We start from the raw sequence: 16,160 nt of genomic DNA, 5'->3' as shown, positions 1-16,160 counted from the left end.
GCAAGGCCATCTGGCCATGTTGTTGTTTTCCGCTTTGGTCGCGGGGTCCTTCTCGTTGGGGGGACAGGTGGCCAATGAAATCGCACCCTCCGCCCTAAATGCGTTTCGGTTTGTGATTGCCAGCGCGGTCATGGCGGCAATTGTTTTTACGCGGGGCGGCGTCCCCCGGGATGCACTGCGCGCACCATGGCGCTACCTTATTCTTGGCGGGCTGTTCTCGTTTTACTTCGTAATGATGTTCGAGGGGTTGAAAACTGCCCCACCCGTCTCGGCGGCCGCCGTATTTACGCTGACACCTGTAATGAGCGCGATTTTTGGCTATTTCCTTTTGAAACAGGTCACCACAACGCGGATGGCGCTTGGCTTGGCTATCGGTGCCAGTGGCGCGCTATGGGTGATTTTCCGCGGTGATCTCGGGGCGCTTTTGGGGTTCGAGATCGGCCAAGGCGAGTTCATCTATTTCTGGGGCTGTATCGCGCATGCGCTCTATACGCCCGCTGTGCGCTATCTCAACCGAGGTGAGCCTGTTCTGGTCTTCGCGCTTTTGACGCTTCTGGCCTGTGCCGTGATCCTTTTGATCTGGGGGGCGGGGGATATCATGGCCACCGATATCGCAAACCTGCGCCCGCTTGTTTGGGTGACGCTGGCCTACATTGCCATCTTTGCAAGCGCTGCCACGGTGTTCCTGATCCAGTTTGCCTCGATGCGGCTGCCCTCTTCCAAGGTGATGGCCTATACCTATCTGACGCCGACATGGGTGATCTTGTGGGAAATCGGCATGGGCCAAGGTGTGCCGCCTGTGATCGTATTGGGCGGGATCGGCCTGACGATGATTGCCCTATTGCTTTTGCTCAAGCGCGAGGCCTAGGGCCGCTCATCCTCGCCAAGTTCTTTCGCAAGGAAGGCTTCAAAAGCATCCAGATTCACAGGCTCGAACTGGCCAAAGCCCTGCATCCAGACCGAGGCCTGTTTCAGCGCGTCAGGCTCAAGCTTGCACCATTTCACCCGCCCGCGCTTTTCCTGACTGATCAAACCAGCGCCAGCAAGGATCGTGAGATGTTTCGAGATCGCGGCAAGCGACATCTCGAAAGGCTCGGCCACATCGGTGACGGCCATATCGTCTTCCAAGAGCATGGCAAGGATCGCCCGACGGGTCGGATCAGCCAAGGCAGAGAAGACGGTATCGAGGTCAGGGCGCATGGCGCATAGCCTAAACGCGGCTTTGCGGGGATCGTCAACCAGATGGTTGAATATAGCTGAATGGCCGCTTTGGGGGGCATAAGCTGGGTTTGGTGCTAGGCATGTTTTGTCGCATGGATATTTTATCATTATTTAACAGTGGCTTGGTGGGTGCACGCAGATACAGATCGCGCGTTGACTCCGAGGCCATGGCTGCCTAAACCCTGCCGTGAACCTTGATGGGGCAGGCCTATGTCTGATCAGCTTGAAACCGACCGCCTAAAGGCGCTGGACGAAAAGCTGGCTCAAGCAAAGGCGCGGCTGGATCCAGACGCACCCCATATGGAGGAACATTATTCCCAAGCGCAGCATGCGTGGCGGATGGTGATAGAACTCGTGACCGGCCTTTTGATCGGTTTCGGCATTGGCCTCGGGCTTGATGTGCTGTTTGGCACCAAACCTTGGTTGATGATTGTGTTTATACTGTTGGGGTTTGTTGCGGGGGTCAAAACCATGATCCGATCAGCGCAAGAACTTCAGCGGCAAGCTGAAGCCCATGAGCGGGCGAAGAACGAAGAGGATTAGAACGTGGCATCGGAAAGCACCAACTCGGTTGAGAACAAGCCTGCTGGTTCGGGCAAGCTTATCGCTTATGTTCTGATCGCGATTGCAGCCGTTCTGTTCATTCTCGGTGTGGCTGATGACTATGAGGGCAGCCTCGCCATCCACCCGATGGACCAATTCGTAATCAAGCCGCTTTTTGGCGCAGGTGACATCCACTGGTACACGCCCACCAATTCCACACTTTGGATGGCGCTGGCGATTATCGCGATCTTTGCACTGATGGTGTTCGGCACACGCGGTCGCGCGGTTGTTCCATCGCGCAGCCAGTCGATCGCCGAGCTGCTATACGGCTTTGTTCGGAAAATGGTTGAAGATGTGGCTGGCAAAGATGCCCTGCCTTTCTTCCCCTATATCTTCACATTGTTCATGTTCATCCTTCTTGCCAATTTCCTTGGCCTGATCCCGATGAGCTTTACATCGACCTCGCATATCGCTGTTACAGCGATCTTGGCGGCGGCCGTGTTCATCACGGTTACCTTGGTCGGTTTCATCAAAAACGGTGCAGGCTTCCTGAGCTTGTTCTGGGTCAGCTCGGCACCGCTGCCACTGCGCCCTATTTTGGCGATCATCGAGATCATCTCGTATTTCGTTCGCCCCGTCAGCCATTCGATCCGCCTTGCGGGTAACGTCATGGCGGGCCACGCGGTTCTGAAAGTTTTTGCGGGCTTCGCAGGCGCATTGGGCGTTGCAGGCATCGCGCCGATCTTCGGCATCATCGCAATCTATGGTCTGGAAGTGCTGGTAAGCGCCATTCAGGCCTATGTGTTCACCATCCTGACATGCGTCTACTTGAAAGACGCGCTGCATCCGCATCACTAACGCGGCTCTGCACAGGATTTCTAATTCAGCCAATTCCCACGTAAGGAGACACGGAAATGGAAGGCAATATCGCAGAACTCGGTCAATTCATCGGTGCAGGCCTCGCAGCTATCGGTTCGGGCGCAGCAGCTATCGGTGTGGGCCATGTCGCAGGCAACTTCCTCGCCGGCGCATTGCGCAACCCATCTGCAGCAGCTGGTCAGACAGCAACGCTCTTCATCGGCATCGCGTTCGCAGAAGCGCTGGGGATCTTCGCATTCCTCGTTGCTCTGCTGCTGATGTTCGCCGTTTAAGCCTTACGAGAACCATCCTTACGGTCGGGCCATGCGCATAGGCAGCATGGCCCGATGTAAACCAGGTTCCAGGAGGACATGATGGCCGACGAAGCCCAAACTGTTGTCGATGCTGCTCATGGCGCAGAAGCCGCTTCTGGCGGTATGCCTCAGCTCGATTTCGCCACCTTCCCGAACCAGATTTTCTGGCTCGTTGTAAGCTTGGTGGTTATCTACCTGGTCCTAAGCCGCATGGCTTTGCCCAGAATTGCAGCCGTCTTGGCTGAGCGGCAGGGCTCGATCACCAATGATCTTGCTGCTGCGGAAGATTTGAAGCGTCAGGCCGCCGAGGCCGAGAATGCTTATACCAAAGCGCTGGCCGATGCCCGTGCCGAGGCGCAAGAGATCATCGCGGCCACCCGTGCCGAGATTGCTGACTCTCTCGCAGAAGCCACGGCTGCGGCGGATGTCCAGATCAATGCGAAAGCCGAGGAATCGGCGGCACGTATCGCCGAGATCCGTGCAGGTGCATTGCAAAGCGTTGAAGAAGTGGCGCGTGATACTGCCTCCGAGATCGTGTCTGCCTTCGGGTCGGCCGATGCGGATGCAAAAGCGATTACAGCCGCTGTAAGCGATCGGATGAAAGGATGAGAAATATGCTACGTCTTGCCCTGATCCTGACTTTCGCTGGCAGCCCCGCCCTTGCGGCTGGCTATGGCGGATATGACTTCACGTCGCTGTTCAACACCGACTATGTGGTGCTGATCGGCTTCCTGCTGTTCTTGGCGTTGCTGTTCTACATGAACGTTCCTGCAACGCTGATGGGCATGCTCGACAGCCGCGCGGCAGGCATCCAATCCGAGCTTGATGAAGCGCGGAGCCTGCGGGAAGAAGCGCAAAAGCTCTTGGCCTCCTACCAGCGCAAACAGCGCGAAGTGGCTGAGCAATCCGAGCGTATCATTGCCCATGCACGGGAAGACGCGAAAGCGGCTGCCGAGCAGGCAAAGCTTGATCTGCAAATATCGATCGACCGCCGCCTGAAAGCTGCGGAAGAACAGATCGAAAGCGCCGAGCAGAAAGCTGTTAAAGATGTGCGTGACACTGCCGTGGATGTGGCCATTGCCGCAGCCTCCAAAGTGATCGCCGATCAGATGACTGCCAGCTCCGCAGGCAAAATGATCGACGCATCGATTGCCGAGGTTCAGACCCGCTTTCACTAAAGCCGGTTTCGCATGAAATACGAAAGGCCCTGACAGAAATGTCGGGGCCTTTTCGGTTTTATGGTTCGAAAACGGAAACCTACCCCTGTATCCCGAATTTTTCGGACCAAGTCGGCATGACATCCGAGGGTTTTGGCTGCGCATGATACACCCCGCGCGCAATGGCGCGCGCCAGACAAAGGGCGGCCGCATTGCCCAGTTGCAGCAACTCGGCCTCGGGTGAGGCGAGGGGCTGCGCGCCCGTTGCGGCGGAAAACACCAAATCCCCGTCCATCGGGGTATGGGACGGGTAGATCGCGCGCGCCATGCCGTCATGGGCGGCGGTGGCCATGCGGGTTGCTTGCGCTTGGGTTAGCGCGGCATCCGTGGCGACGATGGCAATTGTCGTATTGCGCTGATCCCCGCCTTTGACGGGAAAGGCGGCTTGCGGGTCAAAGGAGCGGCCCATGCCCTTCCCGCCAAACTCGGCTGCCATCTCAAAAGGCGCGGCCCAGAAATGCGGGCTGTCCCCCATGGTCACGCGGCCAAGTGCGTTCACGGCCACCAGCGCCCCCACCGTAAAGCCGCCGATCGTGACCGAGGCTGAGCCAAGCCCGCCTTTCAGATCGGCCGTCAAAGCACCCGTGCCCGCGCCATATGAGCCAAGGTCGAACTCCTGTGCTGCGGCTGACAGCGCGGCGGTACCCAAAGCTTTGTAGGGGTTTTGGCTCCACGCCTTGTTCCCGCCATTGATCAGGTCGAACAGGATTGCGCTTGGCACGATTGGGACACGCTGATCACCGACCGCAAATCCGCGCCCCTGCGCCCGCAACGCATCTGCAACGCCTGAGGCCGCATCAAGCCCAAAGGCCGAGCCACCAGAAAGTACAAGCGCATCCACCTCCTGCACTGTTTTATCGGGGGCCAGCAAATCGGTCTCACGCGTTCCGGGCGCACCACCCATCACATGGGCCGCGGCAACGAAAGGCTTGTCGCCGACCAGAACGGTTGCCCCTGTTTTGATGTCATCGTCCTGCGCATTGCCGACCAACAGGCCTGCCACATCGGTGATGGAATTGCGTGGTCCGGGTTTCATCATGATCTAGCCCTCCGGTATCGCGACAAGCCGCGTGACAACGCCTCGCCAAGCCCCCAGAGCGGTGAGCGTCTCGCTTCCGATAAGGGGGCAATTCAGGCCCTCATAAGCTGCAGGCAGGATCAGAATGATCGAATCCATAGCATCCGTTTGCGCCGTCAGCGTGTCGATGACCTCATCGCCGAAATGGGCGCGCAGGCGTTGCCTTGGGTCGGTGGCCCTGATCACCTCGACATGGTCGAGATCAAGATCAGGGGCGGCGTCCTGCAGGTAGGCAAAGGCGAGTGGCTGGCTTTGAAAACAGCCTGCGAAAACCTCGATCTCGGCAGGCAGGCTATGGCGGGTGAAGCCTATCAAATGCAGCGTCCTCCATCGACTTCCATGGCAACGCCTGTGACCATGCTGGCCTCATCCGAGCATAGGAAACAGGCGGCATTGCCCATATCCTGAGGTGTCGAGAAGCGCCCGAGCGGGATGGTCGAGATGAATTTCGCCCGCATCTCGGGCGTGTCTTCACCCATGAAGCTGGACAAAAGCGGCGTCTCGCCCGCCACAGGGCAGAGCGCGTTTACGCGGATGCCGTCTGGGGCCAATTCGACCGCCATGGCTTTGGTCGCGGTGATCATCCAGCCCTTGGAGGCATTATACCAATTGAGCCTTGGCCGCGGCGAAAGACCCGCCGTAGAGGCGATGTTCAGGATCGCACCCGTTTTTGCAGCTTTCATCAGGGGCACGATTTCGCGCGCGGTTAGATAAACCGATTTCGCATTCACGGCGAGGACGCGGTCGAACTCTTCTTCGCTGACATCTTCCAGTGGCGTTGGCAGATGGGTAATGCCTGCATTATTCACCAAGATATCGATCTGGCCCCATGCCGTCATCGCGGCTTGGGTCATGGCCGCCACGCTGCTGCCATTGGCAACATCCACAACTTGTGCGATCCCGCCCAGATCCTTGGCAGTTTCATGCGCCGCGTCTGCATTGATATCGGCAACCATGATGGTTGCGCCTTCCTCTGCAAACTTGCGCAGGATACCCGCGCCAAAGCCCGAACCGCCACCCGTCACAATCGCTGTTTTGCCTGCAAGTCTCATGCGCCCGCTCCCGCTGAAATTTCTGTATCCCGCCGTTTGGCGCGGGTCATCGGCCAAAAGGCCAGAAGCGCGCCAAGGCCACCGCCCAGATAACTGGCCTCATGCATCAGGCCAGCGCGCAGGAAATCCGCGCGATCAACAGGGTCGGGTATGGCGATGGCATTGTCCAGAAAACCCGTGCTTGTCGCGACAAGGCCAAGGATCAATCCGTTGAAGGCAGCGGCCATGCTCAGCAGGAATACCAGCCCGATCGCGCCAAGACCTGCCGCAAAATAGCTGCGCGCGGTTGGCACGCTCAGCAAACCGTAAAGGAAAGCGGGCAGGCCAACCATCACGCCCATCCACCAACTGGCCTGAACCCCGACAATCGCCGCGCCCAATCTTGGGGCGGTGTCATCGGCGATGCCGAACTGCGGGAATTTCAGGCTAAGGAAATAATCAGGCCCGACAGAATAGCTCAACTGGTTATGCGCCGCACCAAAGGCCGAGGCGGCCAATGCCGACAGCGCCAGAAGTAGGAAAAAGACAGGAAACTTACCCATGATGCGCCGCCACCGTTTTCAAACTTGTAAACCCATAGAGCGCCTCGAACCCTTTTTCGCGCCCATGGCCTGAATGCCCAACCCCGCCAAAGGGCAGCTCGACCCCGCCAGCCGCCCCGTAATTGTTCACGAAGACTTGGCCCGCGCGCAGCCGTTTGGCCAGCCGCATCTGCCGCCCGCCATCGGCGGACCAGATCGAGGCGACCAACCCGTAATCGGTTCCATTGGCGATGCGCACTGCCTCCTCGTCATCCTCAAATGGCAGAAGGGTTTGAACGGGGCCGAATATCTCCTCGCGGGCCAATCGGTCATCGGGGTGCACCCCTTTGAGAAGGGTGGGTGCCACATAATGCCCACCCTCAGAGGCGCTTTCGGAGATAACGCCTTGGGCCGCGATTTGCTCTGGTTTGGCGAGGGCGAGATAGCCTTGCACAATCTCCTTCTGCCGCGCCGAGATCAGCGGCCCGAGATCCAGATCATCCAGTGCAGGCCCCGCGCGCAAGGCGCTGTAGCGTTCGGCCATGGCTTGGGTCACTTCGTCAAAACGCGATTTATGGACAAGAATGCGCGAGGCCGCCGAACAGGTCTGCCCTGCATTCTGGATGCCCGAATTCACAAGGAAGGGTAGGGCGCGGTCCAGATCGGCATCTTCAAAGAACAGTTGCGGGGATTTGCCCCCCAATTCCAACGTAACAGGGATAAGGTTTTCTGAGGCCGCGCGCTGCACAAGCCGCCCCGTGGCCACCGAGCCCGTGAAAGACAGATGCTGCACGCCGCGATGCGCCGATAGGGCAGCGCCTGCCTCGGCCCCAAGGCCCGTGACCACATTCAAGGCACCCGCAGGAAGCCCTGCCTTCATGGCCAGATCCCCAAAGGCCAGCGCGGTGAGGCAGGCCTCTTCGGCGGGTTTGAGGACACAGGCATTCCCCGTGGCCAGCGCCGCCCCGACCGAGCGGCCAATGATCTGCATCGGGTAATTCCACGGCACGATATGGCCCGTGACGCCATGGGGTTCGCGCAGGGTATAGACGGTAAAACCCTGTTGAAAGGGAATCGTCTCGCCCATCAATTTATCCGCCGCGCCTGCATAGAATTCGCAATACCGCGCCAGTGCGGTCACATCGTTTTTCGCCTGTTGCAGCGGCTTGCCAACGTCATGGGCCTCCATCAAGGCCAACTCATCGGCATGTTCCAGTACCAATTTGCCAAGGCGTTCAAGGATGCGGCCCCGTTCAAAGGCAGGCATCTTCCCCCATTCCCCTTCAAGGCTGGCATGGGCGGCTGCAACGGCTGCGTCTATATCATCGGCGTTGCCACGGGCGATCTGCGCGATCTGCTTGCCAGTGGACGGGTCTTGCAGGGCCACGCTTTGCCCCGAGGCAGAGTGTTGCCATGTGCCATTGATCAACACCAAAGACGGATCGAACCAGAGTTTCATGCTATCCTCCCATAGCTGCAGACAGTTTTGGTGCAGCCTCCAGCAAGCTTTGAGTGTAGGCCGCGCGCGGCGATGTGAAAACTGTCTCGGTCGGGCCCTCTTCCACGATCTTGCCCTTTTGCATGATCAAGACACGGTCGGTCAGGCTACGCACGACGCTCAGATCATGGCTGATAAACAGATAGCTCAGCCCCAAGCGCGCCTGTAGATCGGCCAGAAGATCAAGGATGCGCGCGCGCACCGAGACATCCAGTGCCGAGACGGCCTCATCCAGCACAAGGATATGCGGCTCGGTGATCAAAGCGCGCGCGATGGCGATGCGCTGGCGTTGCCCGCCTGAAAATTCATGCGGATATTTCTCCATGTCATCGGGCGAAAGCTGCACGGCGCGCAAGGCCTCGGCCACGCGCTCTCGGGCTTGGGTGGGGGTTGGTTTTTCCTTGAGCAAATGGAAGGGCTCGGCCACCAGATGGTCCACCTTCCAGCGGGGGTTAAAGCTGCCATAGGGGTCTTGAAACACGACCGAGATACCTTGGCGCAGATGGGCGGGCATCACGGGGGTTATGCTTTCCCCAAAAATATGGATATCGCCGCCTTGCAGCGGATCAAGCCCCAGAATGGCGCGCGTCAAAGTGGATTTACCGCAACCCGATTCCCCAACCAGCCCAAGGCTCTCGCCCCTATGAAGCTCAAAACTCACCCCATCCACGGCGCGCAAAGCAGGCCCGCGTTTGAGCCCGATGCGAGGCCCCGCATAGGTTCGGACCGCATTCTGTACTGATAAGAGCGGCTCAGGTGCCAAGTGCTGCGCGCGTAGGGGTTGATGCTTGGAGGCTGCAAATAACGCGCGGGTATAGGGGTGGGATTGCTCGGCCAGAACCTTGGCCACAGGGCCTTGTTCGACGATTTCACCCTTTTGCATCACCGCAACATGATCAGCGGTTTCCGAGATCACCGCGAGATCATGGGTGATGAGCAGCAGGCTCATCCCGTCCTCATCAACCAACCCGCGCAAAAGGTCCAAAATCTCGGCCTGTGTTGTGACATCAAGTGCGGTGGTCGGCTCATCCGCGATTAATAGGCGCGGTCGCAGCGCAATGGCTGCCGCAATGCAGACCCGCTGGCGTTGCCCGCCAGATAGCTCATGCGGGTAGCGATCCGCTCCGATATGGGCCAGCCCCACGCGGTCCAGCTTGTCGCGCGCGATTTTGTGCGCCTCGGCCCTTGTGGCCGCGCCATGGATCAGAAGGGTTTCGGCCACTTGATCTCCGATGGTTTGGACAGGGTTGAGCGCAGTCATCGGCTCTTGGAAGATCATCGCGATGTCATTGCCGCGCAGCGCGCACATATCCGCTTCGGGCAAGGCCAGAAGGTCGGTCTCATCCAGAAGAGCTTGGCCTGTGATCTGGGAGCCGTCAGGCGCAAGCTGCATGAGCGCAAGCGCCGTCATGGATTTGCCCGAGCCGCTTTCGCCCACTAGCCCAAACACCACGCCCTGCGCGATCTCCAGCGAGACTTCTCGCAGGATGGGCGTACCATGGATGGCCAGGGACAGCGCGCACAGATCCATCATTGCCGCGCCCTCCGCAGCCTTGGATCAAGCGCATCGCGAAGCCCGTCCCCCATCAGGTTCAAGCCAAGAACCATCAAGATGATCGTCACACCAGGCAGGATTGCTAGCATTGGATGGGTGTAAATCATCGTCTGTGCCTCGGCCAACATGCGGCCCCAAGACGGTGTTGGCGGCTGCGCGCCAAGCCCGACATAGGAGAGCGCCGCCTCGGCGAGAATGCCAAGTGAGAATTGGATGGTCGCCTGTACGATCAGCAGATTGCCCAGATTGGGCAGGATATGTTCGGCACTGATCCGCGCCTTACCCTTGCCCGCCACACGCGCGGCCAGAATGTAATCCAGCGTCCAGAGGCTGAGCGCCCCACCTCGGGCCACGCGAGCAAAAACGGGGATGTTGAAAATACCGATCGCAATGATCGCATTGATCGCCGAGGGGCCGAACACGGCTGTGATCAGGATCGCGATGACCAGCGAAGGGAAGGCAAAGATCAGATCATTGCCGCGCATGATCACCTCATCCAGCAGACTGCCGCGATTGGCGGCAGCAGTCAGCCCCAAGGGCACGCCGATCACAATGCCAATGCCAACCGCCACAAGCGCGACCGCAATCGATGTGCGCGCGCCCACCATCAGCATCGAAAGCAGGTCCCGCCCGAATTGATCGGTGCCAAGCCAGTGTTCCGCGCTGGCGGCTTGCAGACGGTCGGCAATGGACAGGCTGGTTACGTCATAGGGCACCCAGATCAGGCTCAGCGCGGCGACAAGCACGAAGAACAGCGACAGGGCAGCGCCCCAGATTAGGGAAATGGGAAAATGTTTCATCGGCGGCGCAGCCTCGGATCGGCAATGGCATAGGCGATATCAACAAGGAAGGTCACAAGGATCACCGCGAAGACCAAAAGCATGGTCACGCTTTCCACCACGATCAGATCGCGTTGCGTGATGCCTTGGAAAATCAGCCGTCCCAGCCCCGGAAGGAAAAAGACGTTCTCGATGATGATGGCCCCTGCCAGCAGGAAGGAAAATTGCAGCCCGATGATTGTGAGAACAGGGATCAGGGCATTGCGCAATGCATAGCGCAGAACGGCTTGGCGGCGCGACAGGCCCTTGGCGCGGGCAGTGCGGATATAGTCTTGCGACAAGGTCTCGATCAGGGCCGAGCGCATCACGCGGGCAAGGATGGCGGCTTGCGGCAGGGCCAGTGCGATCGAGGGCAAAACCAAAGCCTTGAGCGCTGCGGCAGGGTTGGACCACCCCGGAAACCCGCCTGCCGAGAACCATTGCAGTTTCACTGCAAAAACCAGCACCAATAACATCGCAAACCAGAAATTCGGCACCGCAATGCCAAGCTGTGTGCCGCCGATAATGCCGTAATCGGCGGCGCGCCCGCGATTGGCGGCGGCGATCAGGCCGATGGGAAACGCGATTGCCGTGGAGAGCAGCAGCGCAAAACCCGCCAGCGGCAGCGAGACCCAGAGACGATCAAGGATCAACTCGGATACTGGCACGCGGTAGGTATAGGATATCCCGAAATCGCCCCGAAGCATGCCGCCTGTCCAAGACAGGTAGCGCTGCAGGGCTGTTCCATCGAGGCCAAGATCTGCGCGCAGATTGGCAACGGCTTCTTCGGTGGCGTTCAGCCCCAGCATGAAGCTGGCAGTATCGCCTGGGATCACCTCGATCAGGAAGAAAATCACAAGGCTCGCCACCACAAGGGAGAGCGACAGGGACAGGGCGCGTTTGAAAATATATCGCAGCATGGATGTGACGTTAGACAGGAGCCCGCGATTGGACCAGAGGGGACTTGCGCGGATCACGAAATCAGGCAAGAAAGACGATGTGGGTTCGGGTGATGGCGTCACCTTGAAAAGAACCCTATCGCCCTGAACGCCGGGGTCTTCTGTCAAAGGAGGGTCGGCGATGATGCGACCTGAATTTTTTCACTTCCATAATGGCGACAAAGCAGCACTTCCGTTCTCGCAGGCCGAATATGAAACGCGGCTGATGGGATTGCGCGCGATCATGGATGGCCATGGTCTTGAGGCGGTTGTTCTGACCTCGATGCATAATGTGGCCTATTATTCTGGCTTTCTATATTGCAGCTTCGGCCGCCCCTATGGCTTGGTTGTCACGGCCTCTCAGGCGGTGGTGATCTCGGCGGGGATTGATGCGGGCCAGCCATGGCGGCGCTGTGCCTGCGAGGCGATCACCTATACCGATTGGCAAGGTGATAATTTCTGGCGGGCGGTGGCGCATGTCTCAGGTGAGGGGCGGGTGCTTGGCATCGAAGGCGATCACCTGACTTTGGCGCAACAGCACAAGCTGGAGGCGTTTCTCAGCCCCAAAGCCTCGGTCGATATTGCGGGGCTTACGATGCGCCAAAGGATGGTCAAATCCGAGGCTGAGCGTGATCTGATCCGCGCAGGTGCTGCTGTGGCAGATATCGGCGGCTATGCCATTCGTGATGCGATCCGTGAGGGTGTGCGCGAGATTGACGTGGCCATGGCAGGACGGGACGCGATGGAGTTGGAAATCGCAAAACGCTTTCCCGATGCGGAATATCGCGACACTTGGGTGTGGTTCCAATCGGGGCTGAACACGGATGGCGCGCATAACCCTGTGACGTCGCGGATTTTGCGGCATGGCGATATTCTGAGCCTCAATACCTTTCCGATGATCTCGGGCTATTACACCGCGCTGGAGCGCACCTTGTTTGTGGGGGAGGTCGACGCGGCGAGCTTGAAGTTTTGGGAGGCCAATATTGAGGCGCATGAATTGGGCATGAGCCTGATGAAACCCGAGGTGAGTTGCGCCGAGATCACCCATGCCATCAACGCGTTTTTCGAGGAACGCGGGATGTTACAATATCGCAGCTTTGGCTATGGGCATTCCTTCGGGGTGTTGAGCCATTACTATGGGCGCGAGGCAGGGTTAGAGCTGCGTGAAGATATCGACACCGTGCTGGAAGAGGGCATGGTTATCTCGATGGAGCCGATGCTGACCATCCCTGAGGGGCAGGCTGGTGCGGGTGGATATCGGGAACATGATATCTTGATCATCACGCAGGACGGGGCCGAGAATATCACGGGCTTCCCCTATGGGCCTGAGCATAACGTTATTGCGTGAATAGGTGAGAGTGGCGGGCCGCTTCGCGCGGCCCGCGATGGGGGCTCTGCCCCCAGACCCCCAAAGTATTTACCAAGCAAAGATGGGGGTGGTGGGAATGGGACGATATTGGTCGGGTTTGGACTTGGGGCTAGCGGAAGGGCTGCGCTAGGCTGGGGCCAATAGGGAGGGCTTTGATGTCTGATGATCCATTGATGCAGCCGTTTCACCTGAAACATCTGACGTTCAAGAACCGTTTGATGTCGACGGCGCATGAGCCGTCTTATTCGGAAGCAGGTCTGCCGGGGGAGAGATACAGGCTCTACCATGCGGAAAAGGCCAAGGGCGGGCTTGCCCTTACCATGACGGCGGGCTCGGCGATTGTATCGGCTGATAGCCCCGAGGCTTTTGGCAATCTACATGCCTATCGCGACGAGATTGTCCAGCCTTTGCGCGATTTGGTTGAAAGCTGTCACGAGCATGATTGCAAAGTGATGATCCAGTTGACCCATTTGGGGTGGCGGACGAATTGGAATAAGGGCGATTGGTTGCCTGTGGTGGCCCCATCTGCATTGCGCGAGCCAGCGCATCGGGCTTTTCCCAAGGAGATGGAGGCTTGGGATATAGAGCGCATCATTTCCGATTACGCCTCGGCCGCGCAGCGTATGCAGGAGGCGGGGCTGGATGGGATCGAATTGGAAGCCTATGGGCATTTGGTGGACGCCTTTTGGTCACCGCACCAGAACCGGCGTGAGGATGAATGGGGCGGGTCGCTTGAGAACCGCATGGGGTTTGCATGGGCCGTGATCGATGCGATCCGCGCGGCTTGTGGCCCTGATTTCATCATGGGTTTGCGGATGGCGGCCGATGAAGAATTTGACAAGGGCATAACCCGCGAGATGGGTGTGGAGATCGCGCGGCGCTTTGCGGCCTCGGGCAAGGTTGATTTTCTGAACCTGATCCGCGGCCGGATTGCCAGCGATGCGCTTTTGACCCGCGTGATCCCCATTCAGGGCCAGGCCTCGGCACCTCATATCGATTTTGCGGGCGAGGTCCGTGAGGCCGTGAATTTCCCAGTATTCCATGCCGCCAAAATCGCCGATGTCGCCACTGCGCGCCATGCAGTGGCCAGCGGAAAGCTGGATATGGTCGGGATGACGCGCGCCCATATTGCCGAGCCTCATATCGCGCGCAAGATCGCCTTGGGGCAGGAGGACCGTATCCGTCCCTGTGTCGGCGCGACCTATTGTTTGGACCGGATTTACGAGGGCGGCGAGGCGCTGTGTATCCATAATGCGGCCACGGGGCGGGAAGCGCATATCCCGCATGATATTCCGAAATCCGACATGCCGAAAAAGGTTGTTGTGGTCGGGGCTGGGCCTGCGGGCTTGGAAGCCGCAAGGGTTGCGGCCGAGCGTGGGCATGAGGTGGAGGTGTTGGAGGCCTCGGATCGGGCGGGCGGGCAGGTGAACCTGCTGGTCGCTAATCCGCGCCGCCGTGATCTGGTGGGGATTGTTGATTGGCGCTTGGCCGAGCTGGAGCGGATGGGCGCAAAGATCACCTATAATCTCTATGCAGAGGCCGAAGATGTTAAGGCCCTGAGCCCTGATATCGTGGTGATCGCAACCGGTGGTTTGCCACAAGCGCCACAGATGGAGGGGGATGATCTGACCGTTTCGTCTTGGGATATCCTTTCAGGGGCGGTCAAGCCCGGGGCCGAGGTTCTGCTTTATGACGACAATGGGGGCCATCAGGGGATGAGTGCCGCCGAGGTCATCGCGCGGGCAGGCGCTAAGCTGGAACTGATCAGCCCCGAGAGATTCTTCGCCCCCGAGATCGGTGGGATGAACCATGTGCCCTATATGCGCGCGTTTCATGAAACGGGCACAAAGGTCACGATCAATACGCGGGTCGTCTCGGTCACGCGCGAGGGAAACCGCCTGAAAGCCACTCTGGGGTCGGATTTCGCGGAAGATTGGCATGAGGAGCGGATTGTTGACCAGATCGTGGTGGAGCATGGCACATCGGCTTTGGATGAGCTGTATCACGCCCTCAAAACCGAGGCGGTGAATGGCGGCGAAGTGGATTATTCCACGCTGACTTCGGGAAAGGGGGAGTTGTTTCCGCATAGAAACCCGAATGGCACATTTACGCTCTACCGGATTGGCGATGCGGTGGCTTCGCGCAACATTCATGCAGGAATCTATGACGCCTTGCGCATCGGGATGTGGCACTGAGTGGAATTCGCAGGTAACACTCGGCCCAGAACAACGGGAAACGGGGATCTGATGGGCGCGCGCAAAGGTATCATTCTGGCAGGTGGTTCGGGTACACGTCTTTATCCGATAACAATTGGGCTATCGAAGCAGCTTTTGCCGATCTATGACAAGCCGATGATCTATTATCCGCTTTCGGTTTTGATGCTGGCGGGTATCCGCGATATTGCGATCATCACAACGCCCGAGGATCAGGCGCAATTTATCCGCACACTGGGCGATGGTAGCCAATGGGGCCTGAGCTTGACCTTCATCGAGCAGCCCTCGCCCGATGGTCTGGCGCAGGCCTATCTGCTGGCCGAGGATTTTCTGGCAGGCGGGCCTTCTGCGATGATCCTTGGGGATAACCTGTTTTTCGGGCATGGATTGCCAGAGCTGATGGCCGAGGCCGATCAGCAAGCCACGGGGGGCACCGTGTTTGGCTATCATGTAGCTGATCCGCGCCGCTACGGGGTTGTTGGCTTTGATGCCGATGGCCGTGCCGAAACGATCATTGAAAAGCCGCAAGACCCCCCTTCGAATTATGCCGTGACTGGGCTTTATTTTCTGGATGGAACAGCGTCTGAACGGGCGGCCGCAGTGACGCCATCGGCGCGTGGCGAGTTGGAGATCACCTCGCTTCTGGAAAGCTATCTCGCGGATGGGGAATTGACCGTAAGCCGTATGGGGCGCGGCTATGCATGGCTTGATACTGGAACCCATGCCAGCCTTTTGGAAGCGGCGGAATTTGTGCAGGTCCTGCAGACACGCCAAGGTTTGCAAACGGGCAGCCCCGATGAGATCGCCTTTGCCCAAGGTTGGATCACGGCAGCCGAGCTTGAAAGCCGCGCAGCACTTTTTGGCAAGAATGCCTATGGGGAATATTTGCTCTCCCTGATCTGAAGGCCTTGACCTTCCCGTCACTGGAACCCTTATCTGGAGTGGGAACTCATAAAAGGCCCGCT

18 protein-coding genes are annotated in these 16,160 nt (G+C 58.7%); 9 read left to right on the top strand and 9 right to left on the bottom strand.

All coding sequences use genetic code 11. The features are described 5' to 3' along the window. The first annotated feature begins 16 nt into the window (after positions 1 to 16). Positions 17 to 868 carry a DMT family transporter gene (locus ACTYEO_RS04495; protein ID WP_449322661.1) on the top strand — a complete coding sequence of 284 codons (852 nt, stop codon included), beginning with the start codon at positions 17 to 19 and terminating at the stop codon, positions 866 to 868. On the opposite strand, the gene ACTYEO_RS04490 is transcribed toward ACTYEO_RS04495, so the two are convergent. After that, positions 865 to 1,200, bottom strand: coding sequence for an ArsR/SmtB family transcription factor (locus tag ACTYEO_RS04490; RefSeq protein WP_449322513.1), 336 nt, complete (start codon positions 1,198 to 1,200; stop codon positions 865 to 867). The genes ACTYEO_RS04495 and ACTYEO_RS04490 overlap by 4 nt on opposite strands. A 231-nt stretch (positions 1,201 to 1,431) precedes the next feature. On the opposite strand from ACTYEO_RS04490, the gene ACTYEO_RS04485 reads away from it, so the two are divergent. The 5 genes from ACTYEO_RS04485 (at position 1,432) to ACTYEO_RS04465 (ending at position 4,114) form a co-directional block, all read left to right on the top strand. Further along, positions 1,432 to 1,764 carry an AtpZ/AtpI family protein gene (locus ACTYEO_RS04485; RefSeq protein ID WP_449322512.1) on the top strand — a complete coding sequence of 111 codons (333 nt, stop codon included), beginning with the start codon at positions 1,432 to 1,434 and terminating at the stop codon, positions 1,762 to 1,764. 72 nt (positions 1,765 to 1,836) lie between these two features. Further along, positions 1,837 to 2,622, top strand: coding sequence for a F0F1 ATP synthase subunit A (locus ACTYEO_RS04480; RefSeq protein WP_449322660.1), 786 nt, complete (start codon positions 1,837 to 1,839; stop codon positions 2,620 to 2,622). A 56-nt stretch (positions 2,623 to 2,678) separates the two neighbouring features. Beyond that, on the top strand, positions 2,679 to 2,915 hold the full coding sequence (locus ACTYEO_RS04475) for a F0F1 ATP synthase subunit C (protein WP_050928673.1): 237 nt from the start codon (positions 2,679 to 2,681) through the stop codon (positions 2,913 to 2,915). A gap of 81 nt (positions 2,916 to 2,996) precedes the next feature. Beyond that, positions 2,997 to 3,545, top strand: coding sequence for a F0F1 ATP synthase subunit B' (locus tag ACTYEO_RS04470; RefSeq protein ID WP_449322511.1), 549 nt, complete (start codon positions 2,997 to 2,999; stop codon positions 3,543 to 3,545). Then, complete coding sequence (locus ACTYEO_RS04465; protein ID WP_449322510.1) at positions 3,542 to 4,114, top strand: F0F1 ATP synthase subunit B; 573 nt, start codon at positions 3,542 to 3,544, stop codon at positions 4,112 to 4,114. Before ACTYEO_RS04470 ends, ACTYEO_RS04465 begins: the two co-directional genes overlap by 4 nt. Positions 4,115 to 4,193: 79 nt before the next feature. Here ACTYEO_RS04465 and ACTYEO_RS04460 read toward each other — a convergent pair whose 3' ends face one another. From ACTYEO_RS04460 to ACTYEO_RS04425, 8 genes are read right to left on the bottom strand one after another with little or no spacing between them, the layout of a single operon-like run. Beyond that, the gene (locus ACTYEO_RS04460; RefSeq protein WP_449322659.1) at positions 4,194 to 5,189 is read right to left on the bottom strand and encodes a P1 family peptidase; all 996 of its coding nucleotides are present in this window, start codon (positions 5,187 to 5,189) and stop codon (positions 4,194 to 4,196) included. Between the two features lie 6 nt (positions 5,190 to 5,195). Then, positions 5,196 to 5,546, bottom strand: coding sequence for a hypothetical protein (locus tag ACTYEO_RS04455; RefSeq protein ID WP_449322509.1), 351 nt, complete (start codon positions 5,544 to 5,546; stop codon positions 5,196 to 5,198). After that, positions 5,543 to 6,283, bottom strand: coding sequence for a glucose 1-dehydrogenase (locus ACTYEO_RS04450; RefSeq protein ID WP_449322508.1), 741 nt, complete (start codon positions 6,281 to 6,283; stop codon positions 5,543 to 5,545). The genes ACTYEO_RS04455 and ACTYEO_RS04450 overlap by 4 nt, the downstream gene beginning before the upstream one ends. Beyond that, entirely contained in the window at positions 6,280 to 6,825 is a 546-nt protein-coding gene (locus ACTYEO_RS04445) for a hypothetical protein (protein WP_449322507.1), read from the bottom strand. The genes ACTYEO_RS04450 and ACTYEO_RS04445 overlap by 4 nt, the downstream gene beginning before the upstream one ends. Next, positions 6,818 to 8,263 (bottom strand): aldehyde dehydrogenase family protein, encoded by a 1,446-nt coding sequence (locus tag ACTYEO_RS04440; RefSeq protein ID WP_449322506.1) that lies wholly within the window; start codon positions 8,261 to 8,263, stop codon positions 6,818 to 6,820. Before ACTYEO_RS04440 ends, ACTYEO_RS04445 begins: the two co-directional genes overlap by 8 nt. 1 nt (position 8,264) lies before the next feature. Then, positions 8,265 to 9,836 (bottom strand): ABC transporter ATP-binding protein, encoded by a 1,572-nt coding sequence (locus ACTYEO_RS04435; RefSeq protein ID WP_449322505.1) that lies wholly within the window; start codon positions 9,834 to 9,836, stop codon positions 8,265 to 8,267. Further along, positions 9,833 to 10,657 (bottom strand): ABC transporter permease, encoded by an 825-nt coding sequence (locus tag ACTYEO_RS04430; RefSeq protein ID WP_449322504.1) that lies wholly within the window; start codon positions 10,655 to 10,657, stop codon positions 9,833 to 9,835. The genes ACTYEO_RS04435 and ACTYEO_RS04430 overlap by 4 nt, the downstream gene beginning before the upstream one ends. Then, entirely contained in the window at positions 10,654 to 11,595 is a 942-nt protein-coding gene (locus ACTYEO_RS04425; RefSeq protein WP_449322503.1) for an ABC transporter permease, read from the bottom strand. The genes ACTYEO_RS04430 and ACTYEO_RS04425 overlap by 4 nt, the downstream gene beginning before the upstream one ends. Before the next feature lie 160 nt (positions 11,596 to 11,755). On the opposite strand from ACTYEO_RS04425, the gene ACTYEO_RS04420 reads away from it, so the two are divergent. The 3 genes from ACTYEO_RS04420 (at position 11,756) to rfbA (ending at position 16,098) form a co-directional block, all read left to right on the top strand. Then, positions 11,756 to 12,961 (top strand): aminopeptidase P family protein, encoded by a 1,206-nt coding sequence (locus tag ACTYEO_RS04420; RefSeq protein WP_449322502.1) that lies wholly within the window; start codon positions 11,756 to 11,758, stop codon positions 12,959 to 12,961. A 176-nt stretch (positions 12,962 to 13,137) separates the two neighbouring features. Then, the gene (locus ACTYEO_RS04415) at positions 13,138 to 15,177 is read left to right on the top strand and encodes an FAD-dependent oxidoreductase (RefSeq protein WP_449322501.1); all 2,040 of its coding nucleotides are present in this window, start codon (positions 13,138 to 13,140) and stop codon (positions 15,175 to 15,177) included. A gap of 51 nt (positions 15,178 to 15,228) precedes the next feature. Further along, on the top strand, positions 15,229 to 16,098 hold the full coding sequence (rfbA, locus tag ACTYEO_RS04410; RefSeq protein WP_449322500.1) for a glucose-1-phosphate thymidylyltransferase RfbA: 870 nt from the start codon (positions 15,229 to 15,231) through the stop codon (positions 16,096 to 16,098). Positions 16,099 to 16,160 lie beyond the last annotated feature (62 nt).

It is taken from the genome of Rhodophyticola sp. SM2404 (assembly GCF_053570515.1).
This window is presented reverse-complemented; position numbering and strand designations above follow the sequence as displayed.

Coding starts and splice junctions, on each gene's coding strand:
- ACTYEO_RS04430 (WP_449322504.1), bottom strand. CDS start 10,657: ATGAAACATTTTCCCATTTCCCTAATCTGGGGCGCTGCCCTGTCGCTG.
- ACTYEO_RS04485 (WP_449322512.1), top strand. CDS start 1,432: ATGTCTGATCAGCTTGAAACCGACCGCCTAAAGGCGCTGGACGAAAAG.
- ACTYEO_RS04460 (WP_449322659.1), bottom strand. CDS start 5,189: ATGAAACCCGGACCACGCAATTCCATCACCGATGTGGCAGGCCTGTTG.
- ACTYEO_RS04470 (WP_449322511.1), top strand. CDS start 2,997: ATGGCCGACGAAGCCCAAACTGTTGTCGATGCTGCTCATGGCGCAGAA.
- ACTYEO_RS04445 (WP_449322507.1), bottom strand. CDS start 6,825: ATGGGTAAGTTTCCTGTCTTTTTCCTACTTCTGGCGCTGTCGGCATTG.
- ACTYEO_RS04425 (WP_449322503.1), bottom strand. CDS start 11,595: ATGCTGCGATATATTTTCAAACGCGCCCTGTCCCTGTCGCTCTCCCTT.
- ACTYEO_RS04440 (WP_449322506.1), bottom strand. CDS start 8,263: ATGAAACTCTGGTTCGATCCGTCTTTGGTGTTGATCAATGGCACATGG.
- ACTYEO_RS04495 (WP_449322661.1), top strand. CDS start 17: ATGTTGTTGTTTTCCGCTTTGGTCGCGGGGTCCTTCTCGTTGGGGGGA.
- ACTYEO_RS04435 (WP_449322505.1), bottom strand. CDS start 9,836: ATGATGGATCTGTGCGCGCTGTCCCTGGCCATCCATGGTACGCCCATC.
- ACTYEO_RS04490 (WP_449322513.1), bottom strand. CDS start 1,200: ATGCGCCCTGACCTCGATACCGTCTTCTCTGCCTTGGCTGATCCGACC.
- ACTYEO_RS04475 (WP_050928673.1), top strand. CDS start 2,679: ATGGAAGGCAATATCGCAGAACTCGGTCAATTCATCGGTGCAGGCCTC.
- ACTYEO_RS04420 (WP_449322502.1), top strand. CDS start 11,756: ATGATGCGACCTGAATTTTTTCACTTCCATAATGGCGACAAAGCAGCA.
- ACTYEO_RS04465 (WP_449322510.1), top strand. CDS start 3,542: ATGAGAAATATGCTACGTCTTGCCCTGATCCTGACTTTCGCTGGCAGC.
- rfbA (WP_449322500.1), top strand. CDS start 15,229: ATGGGCGCGCGCAAAGGTATCATTCTGGCAGGTGGTTCGGGTACACGT.
- ACTYEO_RS04450 (WP_449322508.1), bottom strand. CDS start 6,283: ATGAGACTTGCAGGCAAAACAGCGATTGTGACGGGTGGCGGTTCGGGC.
- ACTYEO_RS04415 (WP_449322501.1), top strand. CDS start 13,138: ATGTCTGATGATCCATTGATGCAGCCGTTTCACCTGAAACATCTGACG.